15 protein-coding genes are annotated in these 16,625 nt (G+C 70.7%); 2 read left to right on the top strand and 13 right to left on the bottom strand.

The genetic code is table 11. From position 1 onward, the window contains the following. Positions 1-365 precede the first annotated feature (365 nt). The gene (clpB, locus tag ACESM1_RS24030; RefSeq protein WP_372623756.1) at positions 366-2,963 is read right to left on the bottom strand and encodes an ATP-dependent chaperone ClpB; all 2,598 of its coding nucleotides are present in this window, start codon (positions 2,961-2,963) and stop codon (positions 366-368) included. Between the two features lie 117 nt (positions 2,964-3,080). Between clpB and ACESM1_RS24025 the strand changes: the two genes are divergently transcribed. After that, positions 3,081-3,833 (top strand): MOSC domain-containing protein, encoded by a 753-nt coding sequence (locus tag ACESM1_RS24025; RefSeq protein WP_372623755.1) that lies wholly within the window; start codon positions 3,081-3,083, stop codon positions 3,831-3,833. A gap of 61 nt (positions 3,834-3,894) precedes the next feature. On the opposite strand, the gene ACESM1_RS24020 is transcribed toward ACESM1_RS24025, so the two are convergent. The 10 genes from ACESM1_RS24020 to ACESM1_RS23975 all read right to left on the bottom strand — a co-directional run bounded on the left by ACESM1_RS24020 (position 3,895) and on the right by ACESM1_RS23975 (position 14,238). Then, positions 3,895-4,368 (bottom strand): DUF4167 domain-containing protein, encoded by a 474-nt coding sequence (locus tag ACESM1_RS24020; RefSeq protein ID WP_372623754.1) that lies wholly within the window; start codon positions 4,366-4,368, stop codon positions 3,895-3,897. Between the two features lie 187 nt (positions 4,369-4,555). Further along, positions 4,556-5,464 carry a peptide chain release factor N(5)-glutamine methyltransferase gene (prmC, locus tag ACESM1_RS24015; RefSeq protein WP_372623753.1) on the bottom strand — a complete coding sequence of 303 codons (909 nt, stop codon included), beginning with the start codon at positions 5,462-5,464 and terminating at the stop codon, positions 4,556-4,558. 53 nt (positions 5,465-5,517) lie between these two features. Beyond that, positions 5,518-6,573 carry a peptide chain release factor 1 gene (gene prfA, locus ACESM1_RS24010; protein WP_372623752.1) on the bottom strand — a complete coding sequence of 352 codons (1,056 nt, stop codon included), beginning with the start codon at positions 6,571-6,573 and terminating at the stop codon, positions 5,518-5,520. Then, complete coding sequence (gene hisS / locus ACESM1_RS24005; RefSeq protein WP_372623751.1) at positions 6,570-7,814, bottom strand: histidine--tRNA ligase; 1,245 nt, start codon at positions 7,812-7,814, stop codon at positions 6,570-6,572. The genes prfA and hisS overlap by 4 nt, the downstream gene beginning before the upstream one ends. 51 nt (positions 7,815-7,865) lie before the next feature. Further along, positions 7,866-8,396: a GlcG/HbpS family heme-binding protein gene (locus ACESM1_RS24000; RefSeq protein ID WP_372623750.1), complete on the bottom strand. Its 531-nt coding sequence runs from the start codon at positions 8,394-8,396 to the stop codon at positions 7,866-7,868. 20 nt (positions 8,397-8,416) lie between these two features. After that, positions 8,417-9,397, bottom strand: a complete 981-nt coding sequence (locus ACESM1_RS23995) for a Bug family tripartite tricarboxylate transporter substrate binding protein (protein ID WP_372623749.1) — start codon at positions 9,395-9,397, stop codon at positions 8,417-8,419. A 100-nt stretch (positions 9,398-9,497) separates the two neighbouring features. Continuing rightward, positions 9,498-10,634 (bottom strand): flavodoxin-dependent (E)-4-hydroxy-3-methylbut-2-enyl-diphosphate synthase, encoded by a 1,137-nt coding sequence (gene ispG / locus ACESM1_RS23990; RefSeq protein ID WP_372623748.1) that lies wholly within the window; start codon positions 10,632-10,634, stop codon positions 9,498-9,500. A 110-nt stretch (positions 10,635-10,744) separates the two neighbouring features. Next, a complete protein-coding gene (locus tag ACESM1_RS23985; protein ID WP_372623747.1) occupies positions 10,745-11,836 on the bottom strand; it encodes a helix-turn-helix domain-containing protein in 1,092 nt (363 codons plus the stop codon). A gap of 90 nt (positions 11,837-11,926) precedes the next feature. Then, on the bottom strand, positions 11,927-12,988 hold the full coding sequence (locus ACESM1_RS23980) for an NAD(P)H-dependent flavin oxidoreductase (protein WP_372623746.1): 1,062 nt from the start codon (positions 12,986-12,988) through the stop codon (positions 11,927-11,929). 5 nt (positions 12,989-12,993) lie between these two features. Continuing rightward, positions 12,994-14,238 carry an aspartate kinase gene (locus tag ACESM1_RS23975; RefSeq protein WP_372623745.1) on the bottom strand — a complete coding sequence of 415 codons (1,245 nt, stop codon included), beginning with the start codon at positions 14,236-14,238 and terminating at the stop codon, positions 12,994-12,996. A gap of 158 nt (positions 14,239-14,396) precedes the next feature. On the opposite strand from ACESM1_RS23975, the gene ubiG reads away from it, so the two are divergent. Continuing rightward, on the top strand, positions 14,397-15,116 hold the full coding sequence (gene ubiG, locus ACESM1_RS23970) for a bifunctional 2-polyprenyl-6-hydroxyphenol methylase/3-demethylubiquinol 3-O-methyltransferase UbiG (protein ID WP_372623744.1): 720 nt from the start codon (positions 14,397-14,399) through the stop codon (positions 15,114-15,116). Between the two features lie 16 nt (positions 15,117-15,132). Here the strand turns inward: ubiG and ACESM1_RS23965 are convergent, their stop codons facing one another. Together ACESM1_RS23965 and ACESM1_RS23960 are read right to left on the bottom strand one after the other, a co-directional pair. Continuing rightward, positions 15,133-15,780 (bottom strand): hypothetical protein, encoded by a 648-nt coding sequence (locus tag ACESM1_RS23965; protein ID WP_372623743.1) that lies wholly within the window; start codon positions 15,778-15,780, stop codon positions 15,133-15,135. 323 nt (positions 15,781-16,103) lie between these two features. After that, entirely contained in the window at positions 16,104-16,598 is a 495-nt protein-coding gene (locus ACESM1_RS23960) for a DUF1178 family protein (protein WP_372623742.1), read from the bottom strand. Between the last annotated feature and the right edge of the window lie 27 nt (positions 16,599-16,625).

Genomic DNA, 16,625 nt, shown 5'->3' with positions numbered 1-16,625 from the left:
ACCACCAACACCACGCCACCCAACCAGGATGACACAGCACCAGATCAGGTCAGGATAAACCAGACCACTACTTCCCTCGCAGATATACAGCTTGAAAGAACAAAGCCCTCACCCCGGGCAGGTCGCCCAACCAGGGGCACCACCGTCGAGGTGATGGGGTCCCGCCGATTCCGTGGCGAGGGCGACGAAGATAGCGGCTCGCGCCGCGTAATTCAAGCCCTGCCTTTTCGGCGAACCGGCCGAACCGTGTGGTCCGTCGGTGAGCGGGCTTCTACGGGCCTGGCCGGTATGTGTCAACGCGATGTCGGAGCGGGCGCGTCATGGCAGCCATCCAGGACTGCATGGTTGACACGCCCGCCCCCTGATCACGCCGCCGCGCGCGCCTCGGACCCGCCCGCGGAGGCCAGCTCCAGCCCCTCGGGGCCGGCCGTCACCGCCAGATGCTCGCCATCCCTCACGCGGCCTTCGAGCAGCAGCCCGGCCAGCTTGTCCTGCAGGCTGCGCTGGATCACGCGCTTGAGCGGCCGCGCGCCATAGGTCGGGTCGTAGCCGGCCTCAGCCAGCCATTCCCGCGCACTCGCATCCAACTCCAGGGTGATCTGCCTGTCCGCCAGCAGCTTCCGCAGGCGGCCGAGCTGGATGTCCACGATCGCCGCCATGTCGCCGCGCGCCAGGCGCCGGAACAGCACGATCTCGTCCAGTCGGTTCAGGAACTCCGGCCGGAACCGCTCACGCACCGCGCGCATCACCGCCGGGCGGGCCGCTTCGATGTCTGCGCTCTCCGGCAGCTCCGCGATCGCGGTCGAACCGAGGTTGGAGGTCAGCACGATGATGCTGTTGCGGAAATCCACCGTGCGCCCCTGGCCATCCGTCAGCCGCCCGTCGTCGAGCACCTGCAGCAGCACGTTGAAGACGTCGTCATGCGCCTTCTCCACCTCGTCGAAGAGCAGCACCTGGTAGGGCCGCCGCCGCACCGCCTCGGTCAGCGCGCCACCCTCGTCGTAGCCGACATAGCCGGGGGGTGCACCGATCAGCCGGGAAACCGAGTGCTTCTCCATGTATTCCGACATGTCGATGCGGGTCATCGCGCGCTCGTCGTCGAACAGGAACTGCGCCAGCGTCTTCACCAGCTCCGTCTTGCCGACGCCGGTGGGGCCGAGGAACAGGAAGCTGCCGATCGGCCGGTTGGGGTCCTGCAGCCCGGCGCGCGCGCGCCGCACCGCCTTGCTGACGGCCTCCAGCGCCTCCTCCTGGCCGACGACGCGCTTGCGCAGCTCGTCCTCCATGCGCAGCAGCTTGGCGCGCTCGCCTTCCAGCATCTTCTCGACCGGAATGCCGGTCCAGCGACTGACAACGGCGGCGATGCCTTCCTCGGTCACCGCCTCGTTCACCAGCCGGCCATCGCCGTCGCCGGCCGAGGCGAGCTGCCGCTCCAGCTGCGGGATCACGCCGTAGAGCAGCTCCGAGGCCTTGGTCAGGTCACCGGCGCGCTGCGCCAGCTCGACATCGGTGCGCGCCTTGTCGAGCTGCTCCTTCAGCTTCTGGCTCTCGACGACCTTGCCCTTCTCCGCCTCCCAGCGCTGCGTCATCTCGCGCGAGCGCTCCTCGAGGTCGGCGAGCTCCTTCTCGAGCCTGTCCAGCCGGTCGCGGGAGGCGGCGTCCTCCTCCTTCCGCAGCGCTTCGCGCTCGATCTTCAGGCGCATCAGGTCGCGGTCGATCGCGTCGAGTTCCTCGGGCTTGCTGTCAACCTGCATGCGCAGCCGCGATGAGGCCTCATCCACCAGGTCGATCGCCTTGTCGGGCAGGAAGCGGTCGGTGATGTAGCGGTTGGAGAGCGTGGCGGCCGCGACCAGCGCGCTGTCGGTGATGCGCACGCCGTGATGCGTCTCGTACTTGTCCTTGATGCCGCGCAGGATGCTGATCGTGTCCTCCACGCTCGGCTCGCCGACGAACACCGGCTGAAAGCGCCGCGCCAGGGCCGCGTCCTTCTCGACATGCTTGCGGTACTCGTCGAGCGTGGTCGCACCCACGCAATGCAGCTCGCCGCGGGCGAGCGCCGGCTTGATCAGGTTGGAGGCGTCCATCGCCCCATCCGCCTTGCCCGCGCCGACCAGGGTGTGCATCTCGTCGATGAAGAGGATGATCTCGCCGGCGGCCTCCTCGACCTCCTTGAGCACGCCCTTCAGGCGCTCCTCGAATTCGCCGCGGTATTTCGCGCCCGCGACCATCGCGCCGAGGTCGAGCGCCATCACGCGCTTCTCCTTCAGCGCCTCCGGCACGTCGCCCTTGACGATGCGCAACGCCAGCCCTTCGGCGATCGCAGTCTTGCCCACGCCGGGCTCCCCGATCAGCACCGGGTTGTTCTTGGTGCGCCGGGCCAGCACCTGGATGACGCGGCGGATCTCCTCGTCGCGGCCGATGACGGGATCGAGCTTGCCCTCGCGTGCGAGTTGCGTCAGGTCGCGCGCGTATTTCTTCAGCGCATCGAACTGCTCCTCGGCGTTTTGGCTGTTCACCGTGCGGCCCTTCCGAAGATCGGCCACCGCCTTCTCCAGCTTCTGCGGATCGGTGCCGGCGGCGCGCAGCGCGCGGGCGGCGGGGATGTCGGAGGCGGCAAGGCCCTGCAGCAGCCGGTCCTGTGCGACGAACTCGTCGCCGGCCCTCTGCGACATCTGCTGCGCGGCATCGAGCGCGCGCACGATCTCCGGCGTGAACTGCGGCTGGCCGGCGCCGCCACCCTTCACCGCGGGCTGCTTGGCGAGCTCCGCCTCCACCGCGGACTTCGCCTTGGCGGGATCGCCGCCGGCGGCACGGATCAGCCCGGCGGCCGCGCCCTGCTCGTCGTCGAGCAGCGCCTTGAGCAGATGCTCGGGCGTGACCCGCTGGTGGTACTCGCGGATCGCGATGGTCTGCGCGGCCTGCAGGAAACCGCGTGCGCGGTCCGTGAACTTCTCGATGTCCATCCTATTGTCCCTCTCGTGAGCGGACAGCGCTCCTTCCACCCCCGATCGGGCGGCGGAAGGATCACCTTGGACACAAATAGTGGTATTCGCCCGCCCAAGGGTTCAAGGGGAATGCGCATGCGGGTCGAACGGATTTCGCGCTATCCGGTGAAGGGGCTGTCGCCCGAATACCTGGAAGAGGTGGAGCTCTCGCCCGGAGAGGGCCTGCCGCACGACCGGCGCTTCGCCTTCGCGCAGGGCGACAGCCCGTTCGACGAAGCCGATCCGAAATGGCTGCCGAAGCGCAACTTCGCCTGCCTGATGGCGAATGCACGCGTGGCGCGGATCCACTCCGCCTATGATCACGGCACCAACACGCTGGCGCTGCGCGCCGAGGGCGCGCCGAGCCTGCTCGCCGACCTCTCGGACGCCGCCGGCCGTGCCGCGGCGGCGGAATGGATCACCGCCTTCATGGGCGAGGAAGCGCGCGGCGCGCTGCGGCTGGCGGAGGTGCCGGGCCACGCCTTCACCGACATCCCGGCCAAGGCGGTTTCGATTATCGGAGTGGCATCGGTGGCGGAGCTCGGCGCGCGGGCCGGCATGGCGCTGGATCCCCTGCGCTTCCGCGCCAACATGCTGTTTTCCGGCGCCGCGCCCTTCGCCGAGCTCGACTGGGTGGAGCGCGAGATGCTGCTCGGCCGGGCAAGGCTGCGGGTGTTCAAGCGAACCCGCCGCTGCGCCGCGACCGAGGTGAACCCCGAAACGGCCGAGCGCGACGCCAAGCCGCCGAAATGGCTGCTCGACCAGTACGGCCATGCCGATATGGGCATCTATGCGGAGGTGATCGAAGCCGGCCGGGTCCAGGTGGGCGACCCGCTCCACCTGGTCTGAGAGTGGCGACACGCCGGCCGACGCGGCACGGCGCCCGGGCGCCGCGCCGCTTGCGACAAGATCAGTTGGGCTCGCCGCGCTCCGGCGGGCCGTCGCCGTCACCGTCCGACGCGTGGCCATTTGGCTGCGCGGCGAGTTCCGGCTGTTCGGAGCCCTCGGACGACTCGGACTCCTGCCCGCCCTGGTAGCGGCGCTGCGGCTGGTGGCCATGCTGGCCGCCGCCCTGCTGCTGCTGGGCTTGGTTCATCGCATTCAGGATGCGGAAATAATGCTCCGCATGCTGGAAATAGCTCTCGGCCATCACCCGGTCGCCGGCGCCGGTCGCGTCGCGGCCGAGCTGGAGGTACTTCTCGAAGAGCTGCTGCGCGGTGCCGCGCAGGCGCATATCCGGGCCGTTGCTGTCGAAGACGTGGTTGCGGTTCAGCGGCTGGTTGCCGCCGCCGCTGGTGTGGCGGTAGCCGCCACCCCCGCCGCCGCCTCCGCCGCCGCCTCCATGGCGATGGCTGCCGCGACTGCGCATGCGTTTCATGTTCATGTGTCGGACGTTCGCCGTCTCGCAAGGCGCCGCGGCGGGAAGGGTCCCGACCGGGAACGCTGATTTCATCGGGTTGCGTCGTTGCGACCGCCGGATCCGCAGGGCTGCCCCGTCTAGGGACCAGGCCCCCCTTCACGAGGTCCGGCGCTGCCAGGCCGCATCCAGCGTCCCGGGCCGCAGGATCAACCTAATGCGCCGGCGGCCCTGCGCCAACGGATTTTTTCGATTCCCGGCCACCAGGGCGCAGAAGCAGGGCCCGCTCGACCCCTCCGAGGTCGGGGCGGCACCCCGTCGGGAGCAGTCCGGCCTGTGCCGCCAGGCCCTCCACCGCCCCCAGCTGGCCGGCGCCCAACTCGATCACGGCCGCGCCGCCGGGCGACAAAAGCTCCGGCAGGGCGGCGGCGAGCAGCCGATAGGCGCCCAGCCCATCGGCCCCGCCATCGAGGGCGGAGCGCGGCTCGTGGCGGGAGACCTCCGGCATCAGGCCGGCGATGGCGGCCGATTCGATGTAGGGCGGGTTGGAGAGGACGAGGTCGAAGCGCCCGGCGAGCGCCTCCGCCCAGTTGCCGGCCAGGAAGGCCGCGCGATCGGCCAGGCCGTTGCGCCGGGCATTCTCCTTCGCCAGCGCCGCCGCCGCCGGCACCAGATCTACCCCGATGCCGAAGGCGCGCGGACGCTCGGCCAGCACGGCGAGCAGCAGGCAGCCCGTGCCGGTGCCGAGATCGAGCACACGCAACGGCGCCTCGTGGTCCGGGAATGCCTCCAGCGCCGCCTCGACCAGGGTTTCGGAATCCGGGCGGGGGATCAGCGTGGCCGGGGAGGCGGCGAGGTCGAGGGTCCAGAAACCCTGGCGGCCGAGGATATGCGCAACCGGCGTGGCAGCAAGGCGCGCAGCGAGGGCGGCGCGGAAGCGGCAGACGGCCTCTGGCGGCACCGGCGCGCGAGGGTCGCGCAACAGCGCCTCGGCGGTCGCGCCCATCGCATGGCCGAGCAGCAGCCGCGCCTCCATGCGCGGATGCTCGATGGCCGCGGCCCGCAGCATCTGGCCGGCCTGGCAGAGGAAGGCGCCGACGGTCTCGCCTGGGTCGCAGGACATGAGGGCGGCTTGTGCCCCCACCCCGCCCTCCCCCGCAAGCGCGGGAGAGGGTTCTACTCGGCGTCGGCCGCCAGGCGCGCGGCCTCGTCCTCGGCGACCAGGGCCTCGATCACCTCGTCGAACTCGCCGAGCATGACGCGGTCGATCTTGTGGACGGTCAAGCCGATGCGGTGGTCGGTCACGCGGCCCTGGGGGAAGTTGTAGGTGCGGATCCGCTCCGACCGGTCGCCGGTGCCGACCTGGCCCTTGCGGTCGGCGGCGCGGGCGGAGGCCAGCCGCGTGCGCTCGGCGTCGTAGAGCCTGGCGCGCAGCACCTTCATCGCCTTGGCGCGGTTCTTGTGCTGGCTCTTCTCCTCCTGCATCGCCACCACGATGCCGCTGGGCAGGTGGGTGATGCGGACCGCGCTGTCGGTCTTGTTCACATGCTGGCCGCCGGCGCCGGAAGCGCGGTAGGTGTCGATGCGCAAATCGCCCTCGTTCACCTGTACATCCACCTCCTCGGCTTCCGGCAGCACGGCGACGGTGACGGTGGAGGTGTGGATGCGGCCCTGGTTCTCGGTGGCGGGCACGCGCTGCACGCGGTGGACGCCGCTCTCGAACTTCAGCTTCGCGAAGACGCCCCTGCCCTCGATGCTCGCGGTTGCGCCCTTCACCCCGCCGAGGTCGCCCTCGTCATAGTCCAGGATCTCGAAGCGCCAGCCCTGGCGGGCAGCGTAGCGCTGGTAGGCGCCGAACAGCTCGGCGGCGAACAGCGCGGCCTCGTCGCCACCGGCAGCGGGGCGGATCTCCAGGATGGCGCTGCGCTCGTCGGCAATGTCGCGCGGCAGCAGCATCAGCCGGATCTCGCGCTCCAGCCGCGGCAGCCGATCCCTGAGGTCGAGGTATTCGGCCTCGGCGAGTTCCTTCAGCTCCGGATCCCCGAGCATGGCTTCCGCCTCGTCGCGCGCGCGTTCGGCGGCGCGGTAGGCCTGCACCTTCTCGACCAGCGGATCGAGCTCCGACAGCTCGCGCGAGATGGCGCCGACATTGGCGCCGTCGCTGGTGTTGAGCTGATGGCGCAGCTCGTCCGCGCGGTTCAGCAGCCGGTCGAGTTTCTGGGGCAGGCTCATGCCGAGAGGCGGCGCACCGCCTCGGCCGCGGGCAGGCTTTCCTGGGTGCCGGCATCGAGGTCGCGCAGCTGCACGACGCCCTCGGCGACCTCGCTCTCGCCAAGGATCAGCGCGGCGCGGGCGTGCAGCTTGTTGGCGCGTTCCATGCGGCGCTTGAGGTTGCCCTTGTAGGCGATCTCGGTGGCGATGCCGGCGCCGCGCAGCGCCTTCACCAGCGCGAGGGCGGCGGTTTCCGGCGCTTCCGCCACGGGGATCACCGCGACCGGTCGCGGCGCCGCGGGGCTGGCGGCGAGCAGCATGGCAAGCCGCTCGATGCCCGCCGCCCAGCCGACCGAGGGGGTGGGCGGCCCGCCCATCTCCTCGACCAGGCCGTCATAGCGGCCGCCGGCCATCACCGTGCCCTGCGCGCCGAGGCGGTCTGTGACGAATTCGAACGCCGTGTGGCTGTAGTAGTCGAGGCCACGCACGATCCGCGGGTTCTTCCGGGTCGGCACGCCGAGCACATCCAGGTGCCGCAGCACGCCGTCGAAGAAGGTGGCGGCCGCTGGCGTCAGATGCGGCTCGATGGTGGGTGCCGTCGCCACGATCCTACGGTCGCCCTCGTCCTTGGAATCGAGGATGCGCAGCGGGTTCTTCTCCAGCCGCACCTGGCTGTCATGCGACAGCGCCTCGCGATGCGCCGTGAAATGCTCGACCAGCGCGGCGCGGTAGCGGTCGCGGCTTTCCGCGTCGCCGAGGGTGTTGATCTCCAGCACCACGCCATCGGTAATGCCGAGTGCGACGAGGATATCCCAGCCGGCGGCGATCACCTCGGCATCGGCGAGCGTCTCGGCCGCGCCCAGCACCTCCGCGCCGATCTGGTGGAACTGCCGGTAGCGGCCCTTCTGGGGGCGTTCGTAGCGGAACATCGGGCCGGCATAGAACACCTTGCGCGGCAGGTTGGACTGGGTGAGGCCATTGGAGACCAGCGCGCGGCAGACGCCTGCGGTGTTCTCGGGCCGCAGGGTGATGGAATCGCCGCCGCGGTCCTCGAAGCTGTACATCTCCTTGGTCACGACGTCGGAGGTGTCGCCGAGGCTGCGGGCGAAGACGCGGGTGTCCTCGAAGATGGGGGTGGCCCATTCCTCGAAGCCGTAGAGCGCGGTGACGCGCCGCGCGGCCTCGATCACGGCGTGATGCCGGCGGAACTCCTCGCCGATGAGGTCACGGGTGCCGCGGACGGGTTGCAGGGGGGTGGCCATGCGGCTGGCCGTTACCGCCGGTGCGACGGGCGCGCAAGCGCCCGCGTGCCGTCACCCCAGCTTGCGCGCCCCCAACCCGACCTTCTCGTAGATCGCGTTGATGTGGTCCTTCACCTCCTGGGGGGTGTCGTCCTTCTCCGGCAGGTGCCTCCAGCCCAGCTTCTCGCGCGCGTGGCGGCCCATCACCTCGTCCTGGTCGGAGGTGCCGCCGCTGATGCCATAGGCGCCGACCATGGCGTTGCCCTTGAACACCGGGGCGGCGCCGCCCGAGATGAAGACCTTGCCGCCAGTGAACACCGCTGCGTTCACCGCCAGCTGCGGGTTGCGCTCACGCAGCCAGTGCTGGGTGACGAGGCCGTCCTGGAAGCGCGGGCTCATGGAGCGGAAGGCGGCCATGGTGAAGGCCTTGGCCCAGGAGGTCTCGGGCGTGATCCAGCCGGCGCCGTCCATCCGTTCCAGGGCGATCAGGTGGCCCTCCGGCCCGACCAGCGCGACCGAGACGGGGACGCCCATCTCCTTGGCCTTCTCCGACACCGCGCGGATGAAGCGGCGGCATTCGGCCACCCCCAGGCTGGCAGGCATATGGCTTGGTTCTCCCTCAATCAGCCGGCGCGCGCGCCGGATGCCTCGATGACGCGCGCCCATTTGGCGGTCTCGGCCGCGATCAGCTGCCGCAACTCCGCCGGACCGCCTTCCAGGATCTCGAAACCGTTGGCGGCAAGCTGGCGCGCAACATCGGGGTTGGCGAGGGCGGCCCGCGCCGCGGCGGACAGGCGGGCGATGACGGGCTCGGGCGTGCCCGACGGCACGACCAGCCCGAACCAGACGCTCGATGTGAAGCCAGGCACCCCGGCTTCCGCCATCGTCGGCAGATCCGGCGCTGCGGTGGCGCGGGTAGGCCCGGTGGAGGCCAGCGCCCGCAGCCGACCCTCCGCGATGTGGCCGAGCACGCTCGAAGCCGGCGAGAACATCACCCCGACGCGGCCCGCGACGAGGTCGGTCGCCGCCTGGGCGCTGCCGGGATAGGGCACATGCGTCAGCTTCACGCCGGCCAGCATGTTGAACAACTCGCCCGACAGGTGCGGGGCGGTACCGACGCCGGAGGAGCCGTAGAACAGCCGGCCCGGCTCCCGCTTCGCCAGCGCGACCAGCTCCTGCACCGTGCGCGCCTCGACGGAGGGATGCACGACCAGGATGTTCGGCACCGAGACGAGCGGCGCGACGGCCGCGAAATCCTTGGCGAAGTCGAAGGTCAGGTCGGTTCGCAGGCTATGGTTGATGGTGTTGGCGACGGAGCCGAGGAACATCGTGGTGCCGTCCGGCGCGGCGCGGGCAACCTGCGCGGCGGCGATGCTGCTGCCGGCGCCCGGCCGGTTCTCGACCACGACGGCCTGGCCGAGCGGTGCACTCATCGCCTGCGCAATGAGGCGCGCCGAGACATCGGCGGCGCTGCCTGGCGGGAAGCCGAGCACCAGGCGCGGCGAGGTCGAAGGGAAGCCGGACGATCCCTGGCCGGCCGCGGCGAGCGGGCCGGTCGCGAGGACGGCGGCCAGAAGGCCGCGCCGGGCAAGGCGCTGCTGCATCGAGTTCCTCCCGTGAACGGTCCGGCGTTCACGGCCGGTTTCCGATGAAGGAGGAGTGTGGGACGATGCGCCGCCGGCCGCAACTCGCCGGCGGTGCCGGCTATTCCGCCGCCTGCTTCTCCGCCGTCGCCTCGGCCGCCTTCGCCGCCTTCAGCTTCTCGGCGCGGGCCTCCACCAGCCCGACGATGTGTTCCACCATCTCCTCGGTCTTCACCGTGTGGCTGGTCTTGCCCATGCCATAGACCATGTGCGTGCCCGCGCCGCCGCCGGTGAGGCCGATATCGGTCATCAGCGCCTCGCCCGGGCCGTTCACCACGCAGCCGATGATGGACAGCGATATGGGCTCGCTGATGTGGGCGAGCCTTTCCTCCAGCTTCTCCACCGTACGGATCACGTCGAAGCCCTGCCGCGCGCAGGACGGGCAGGAGATCACCTTCACGCCGCGGTGGCGCAGATGCAGCGACTTCAGCATCTCCCAGCCGACCGCCACCTCCTCCTCCGGCTCGGCGGAGAGGGAGACGCGCAACGTGTCGCCGATGCCGGCCCAGAGCAGGGAGCCGAGGCCGATCGCGCTCTTCACCGTGCCGGCGCGCTTGCCGCCGGCCTCGGTGATGCCGATGTGCAGCGGGTGGTCGCAGGCCTCGGCAAGCTGCTGATAGGCGGCCACGGCGAGGAACACGTCGCTCGCCTTCACGCTGATCTTGAATTCGTCGAAGCCCTCGTCGAGCAGGTGCGCGGCATGCCAGAGGGCGGATTCGACCAGCGCCTCCGGGTTGGGCTCGCCGTATTTCTCCAGCAGGTGCTTCTCCAGGCTGCCGGCATTCACGCCGATGCGGATCGAGCAGCCATGGTCGCGGGCGGCCTTCACCACCTCCTTCACGCGATCCTTGCTGCCGATGTTGCCGGGGTTGATGCGCAGGCAGGCGGCACCCGCCTCGGCGGCCTCGATGGCGCGGCGGTAGTGGAAATGGATGTCGGCCACGATCGGCACGTTCACCTCGCGCACGATCTCGGCCAGCGCGGCGGTGCCTTCCTCGGTCGGCACGGAAACCCGCACGATGTCGGCGCCGGCGAGCTCGCAGCGGCGGATCTGCTCGATCGTCGCCTTGGCATCCTCGGTCGGCGTGTTGGTCATGGTCTGCACGCTGATCGGCGCGTCGCCGCCGACGAGCACCTTGCCGACGCGAATCTGCCGGGACTTGCGGCGCAGGATCTGCTGGTAGGGGCGATACGACATCTGGATCCCTTGGCGGCCTTGCGTGCGGACGGCCCTCCCCGGCGCGCAGGCCGGGGCCGTTCCGCCCGCCGGCAGGATATGGCGCTTGCGCGCCCGATCCCAGGGGGTTGCTAGTTCCGCGCCGCGGCGGCCGTTGGCGGCACCAATGGCTGGGCCAGCCCGTCCGGGGCCAGTGCGATGTTCCGGCGCACGCCGGTCAGGCCCTCCAGCACCGGCTGCGGCTGGCCGTCCACCAGGATCTCAAGCCCCTGCGCCCGGCCGGTGTCGAGCAGAAGGCCCTCGCGGGCGGGCACCGCCCAGATCTCGCCGCTGCGCAGCACGCGGTTGACCAGCACCCGGCCGGACCGGGGGTCGCGCACCTGGACCCAGGCGCCTTCCGGATCGCCGGCGCGGGCACGCAGCACCACGCGGGTGCCCTCCGGCACGCCGGGGATGGCGACCACGGGCGGCGCGGCCGGCGCCGCCTCGGCAGGAGGCGGCGCCTCGACGGGCGGGGTGGCGACGGGCTCGGCAGGCGGCCGCGCCTGCACCGGCGCGGCACCCGCAGCACTCATCGTCGCCGCCTGCGCGGAGGTATTGGCGCCCGGCGGTGGCAAGGGCGGCAGCCCGCCCGGCGGCGGCAGTGCGGCCAGTGGCAGGGCCCCGGCTTCGGCGTCGCGGGTGGCAGGCGCGTCGCTGCGCGCGATCAGCGCCTCGCGGCCCGGCAGTTGCGCCCTGCCCAGCTCCGCGGCCTGCTCGAGTCGCGGCGGCACCGGCGGCACGGCATCCACGATGCGCCCGCCGCCATTCGACCAGTTGAACCAGGCGACATAGCCGCAGACGGCGAATACGGCACCCATCGCGGCCAGCGCGCCGGTCGGCACAGCGCGCTCGGCGGCCGGTTCCGGAAAGACCAGCTTCGGCGCCGCGGCCGCACGGCCGGACGCCTCGCGGAAGCGGCGCACCATGTCGTCGGGGTCGAGTCCCAGCGCGTCGGCGTAGCTGCGCACGAACCCGACCGCGTAGGCGGGGGCTGGAAGGTCCCGCAGGCGACCTTCCTCCAGCGCTTCGAGATAGGCGCGGCGGATGCGCAGGCTGGCAGCCATCTGCTGCAGGGTGTGGCCGAGGGCGAGTCGCGATTCGCGCAGTTCATCGCCGATGCGCGCTGCGTCGGCAGCTTCTGTCTCGACGAGTCGGGGGCGGCGCTTCAGCTCGTAGGGCACGGCACCGACACCTAGCGCGCGTCCTGTCGGTCGGCAAACGATATCGTGATCACAATTGACAATATCATTTCCGTGACTTGCCCAACGATTTCAGACCGCGCCGGAAGGCCCTTCGCGTGCCGCGAGCGCGGCCGCCGCCTGCCACACCAACTCCCGCACGATGTCAGCCGCGGGTTGCTCGCGCGTTACCATCCCGACGCTCTGGCCCGCCATCAGCGAGCCGTTCTCGACATCGCCCTCGATCACCGCCTTGCGCAGCGCGCCGGCCCAGAAATGCTCGATGTCGAGCTGCGCCGCGCCCTTCTCCACCTCGCCGGCGAGGAACCGCCGGATGGTGGCGGCCTGATGGTCCAGGAAGCGCTTGGTGCCGGCATTCTGCAGCGCGCGGACTGGGATGACGGGGAAGCGCTCATCGAGTTGCACGGTCGGCAGCGCGTCGCGCGCGGCGCCGCGGATGAAGGCCTGCTTGAATTTTGGATGCGCGATCGACTCGGTGGCGCAGACGAATCGGGTGCCGAGCTGCGCGCCGGCCGCGCCCATCTCGAGGTAGGAAAGGATCGCCTCGCCGCGGCCGATTCCGCCGGCCACGAAGACCGGCACGTCGCGCACATGCGGCAGGATCTCCTGCGCCAGGACATTCAGCGAAACCGGGCCGATATGCCCGCCCGCCTCGCTGCCCTCGATCACCAGCGCATCGGCGCCCGAGCGGACCAGCTTCTTCGCCAGCGCGAGCGCCGGGGCGAAGCAGACCACCTTGGCGCCGCCCTCCTTCGCCGCCTTGATCGCCGCCCCGGGCGGAATGCCGCCGGCGAAGACGATGTGCCCGACCTTGTGCTCCAGGCAGGTCTGCACGAGCTGGTCGAGTCGCGGATGCATGGTGATCAGGTTCACGCCGAAGGGCTTCTGCGTCAGCGCCTGGGTGCCGACGATCTCCTCGGCGAGCCGCGGCGGTTCCATTGCGCCGCAGGCGATCACCCCGAAGGCGCCCGCATTCGACAACGCGGCGACCAGGTTGCGCTCGCTGACCCAGGACATCGCTCCGCCCATCAGCGCGTAGCGGGTGCCGAAGAAGGCGGCGCCGCGCGCCATCAGCGCGTCGATCCTGGCCAGCGCCCAAGCGGGCGGCGACGTCTCTGCCGGCACGGCATCCATGCGGGTCACTCGCCCGCCTGGCGGGCGGGATCGGGTCCGTCCAGGCCGTAGGCGGTGTGCAGGGCGCGCACCGCCAGCTCGGTGTAGTCCACCGGGATCAGCACGCTGACCTTGATCTCGCTGGTCGAGATCACCTGGATGTTGATGCCCTTCTCCGCAAGCGCCTTGAACATGGTGGAGGCGACGCCGGCATGGGTGCGCATGCCCACCCCGACCACGCTGATCTTCGCCACCTCCGGGTCGGCGAGCAGCGCCTCGTAGCCGATGGCATCGTGCTGCTTCTCCAGCAGATCCTTCGCGCGCGGCAGGTCGGTGCGGCCGACGGTGAAGGTCATGTCGGTGGTGCCGTCCGCGCCCACGTTCTGGACGATCATGTCCACGTTCACATTGGCCGCCGAGAGCGGCCCGAAGACCATGGCGGCGATGCCGGGCCGGTCGGGCACGCGGCGGAGCGTCACCTTCGCCTCGTCGCGCGAATAGGCGATGCCGGACACGATGGGCTGTTCCACGATCTCGTCCTCGTCAACCACCAGGCTGCCTGGCTTGTCCTCGAAGCTGGAGAGCACCTGCACCCGCACGCGCTGCTTCATGGCCAGCTCCACGGAGCGCGTCTGCAACACCTTGGCCCCCACCGAGGCCAGTTCCAGCATCTCCTCGTAGGAGATCTTCTCGAGCTTGCGGGCGCGGGGCACGATGCGCGGGTCGGTGGTGTAGACCCCGTCCACATCGGTGTAGATGTCGCAGCGATCGGCCTTCACCGCCGCCGCCACCGCCACCGCCGACAGGTCGGACCCGCCGCGGCCGAGGGTGGTGATGCGGTTGCGCTCACGCTCGATGCCCTGGAAGCCGGCGATCACCGGCACCTGGCCCTGCTGCATGCGCTCGATCAGCACGGAGCCGTCGATGCTCTCCACGCGGGCCTTGCCATGGGCGCCATCGGTCACGACCGGGATCTGCCAGCCCTGCCAGGAGCGGGCATCCACGCCGATGGTCTGCAGCGCGATGGCCAGCAGGCCGATGGTCACCTGCTCGCCGGTGGCGACCACGGTGTCGTATTCGCGCGCGTCGTGCAGCGGCGACAGGTCCTGGCACCATTTCACCAGCTGGTTGGTGGCGCCGGCCATGGCGGAAACCACCACGGCGACCTCATGGCCGGCCTCCACCTCGCGCTTCACGCGGCCGGCCACGTTGCGGATGCGGTCGAGGTCGGCGACGGAGGTGCCGCCGAACTTCATCACGATGCGGGCCATGCCTGGGTCCGGGGGCCTTGGAAGGCGGGGCGGAAGCACGGAATGCCGGGGCGGCCCCTGTTGCGCCCCGCCGGGGGCGCTCAGATAACCGGCGCGAGAGCGGGCGGCAACCGGCCGTCACGCCGGAGGCGTGCGAATCGCCACGATCGGGAGCAGCCATGACGGGAACGGCGGTCGAGGCGGAGATCCGGAAGTTCGGCGCCCTGGCGGCGCGCTGGTGGGACCCGGACGGGCCGATGAAGCCGCTGCACCGGATGAACCCGCTGCGCACCGGCTGGATCGCCGAGCGGATCGCGAAGGCCCATGGCCGCACGGGGCGGGATCTGGCGGGGCTGAGGCTGCTGGATGTCGGCTGCGGCGCCGGCCTCGCCGCCGAGGCCTTCGCCCGCATGGGCGCCGAGGTCACCGGGCTCGACGCCGCCGGCGAGGCGCTGCAGGCCGCGCGGGACCACGCCGCGGCCGGCGGGCTGGCGATCTCCTATCGCGAGGGGACGCCGGAGGAACTGGCCGCCGAGGGTGCGCGGTTCGACGCGGTGGTGGCGCTGGAGGTGATCGAGCATGTCGAGGACCGCGCCGCGTTCCTGGCGGCTTTGGCAGGGCTGGTTGCCCCTGGCGGACAGGTTTTCCTCTCGACCCTGAACCGCACGGCGCGCTCCTTCCTGCTGGCGAAGGTCGGCGCGGAATACCTGCTGCGGCTGCTGCCGGTGGGCACGCATGACTGGCGGATGTTCGTCACGCCGGGGGAACTCGGGGCGGGGCTGCGCAAGGCAGGGCTGCGGGTGACGGATCTGGCCGGGATGAGCATGGACCCGCTGACCGGGCGGTGGCGGGAAAGCCGGGATCTCGGCGTGAACTACCTGGTGATGGCGGAGCGATAGGCAGGCACCGGTCCGGTCAGAACGCCAGATCCTGCTTCATCGCGCTCAACTCACCGGACCGAAGTCGGGCCTTCTGTACCTCATCCGCCGATCCGTAGTTCAACTCGGCCCTCCCCATCCCCTTCCATTGCTCGATGTACAGGGCTCCCTCGCCGTTCCCCATCACCTCGCCGGACGGCACCTCGGTGTGCTTGTCTGAGGGATCCTGGACGAACACGGGCATCTTCAGCTTCAGGTCGAAGTCGTGCGTTCCCCTTTTCCCGGACAGCAGCGAACTGCGGCAGACTACCCACCTGAACTCGATGGCTTCGCCGGGCCATTTGGCCCTGGCCACCGCGGCCAGCGTCGTGAGCGGCACATGGAAATTCGGCTTCGCCTGGAACAGGTAGGCGTCGCCGTTCCAACGACCCTTCTGGAAGTTGACGGCGCGCACTTCGCTCTCGAGCGCCACCGAGGCGCAGGTGTAATGCTCGCAGATCTCACTTCGCGCCGGGCTTGTGCTCAGGGCTGTGGCGTAGTCGCCGCGCAGGATCGCATTGGTGAACCGCTTCGTGGTCGGATTCCCCTGATCGCCGTACCAGACCACAGTGATGGCGCCATCCCGCAAGGACAGCGGGTAGCCGGGGTTGCAGCGGCCATGACCACCGACGAAGATCACCTTCACGCGCCATCCCCCCCGCACGGCCCCGTCGCATGTCCGGACCGGGTGCTCCACCCGACCAATTCTCTTACTGGCGGCGCGATCGCCACGATAGCGAAACCGCCGATCGGCGGGTCACGCTGGCGTCAACTTGGGCGGCCCTGTCGCACCGTGTGTTGAGGCTGCTGCAGACGCCGCCTGTGATGCTCAGGGTCGCCTGCCGGCCGCGGCTCCCTTGTGCCGCGCGAACGGTTGCGAACGGACGGCGCGGAGCAGTCTCCGCGCCTTCCCGCGAGCGCCGCCGGACTGGGCGGGACCCGGCGGCGGCACGCCTGGCCGGCCGGAGCCTAGCCGTCCGCGCGCGGCACCCAGGGCAGCCGGGCCACGTCGATGCCGTCCTCGGCCAGCGCCTCAGCCTCGGCGTCGGTCGCCTCGCCATAGATGCCGCGGGCCTCGGTCTCGCCGTTGTGCATCTTGCGGGCCTCCTCGGCGAAGTCCTTGCCGACGTAGTCGCAGCTCTTCTCCACCTCGCTCCGCAGCCGCTGCAACATGGCGACGAGTTGCGCCGGGATGGGGCCGGCGGCCATGCGCTGGCCGGCGGGCGGGCCCTCCGGCGCCGCGGTGGGCGGCGCCTCGGCGGCCGGCGGTGGTGCTGGCGGCCGTTTGGCCTTCTTGCGGCTGGAGACCACCGCGGGCGCCATCAGGGCGCGCTCGACCTGCGTGTTCCCGCAGACCGTGCACTCGACCATCCCGACCTTCGCCAGCTTGTCGAAGCCGTCGCTGTCCTGGAACCAGCCCTCGAATTCATGCCCGGCGCCGCAGCGCAGCTTGTAGTGGATCATTCCCCTGGCCCTGGCCGCCGAGAGTGG

The organism is Falsiroseomonas sp., assembly GCF_041690465.1.
Taxonomy (GTDB): Bacteria; Pseudomonadota; Alphaproteobacteria; order Acetobacterales; family Acetobacteraceae; genus Falsiroseomonas.
The sequence above is the reverse complement of the archived record's forward strand: the minus strand, read 5'-3'. Positions and strand labels throughout refer to the sequence as shown.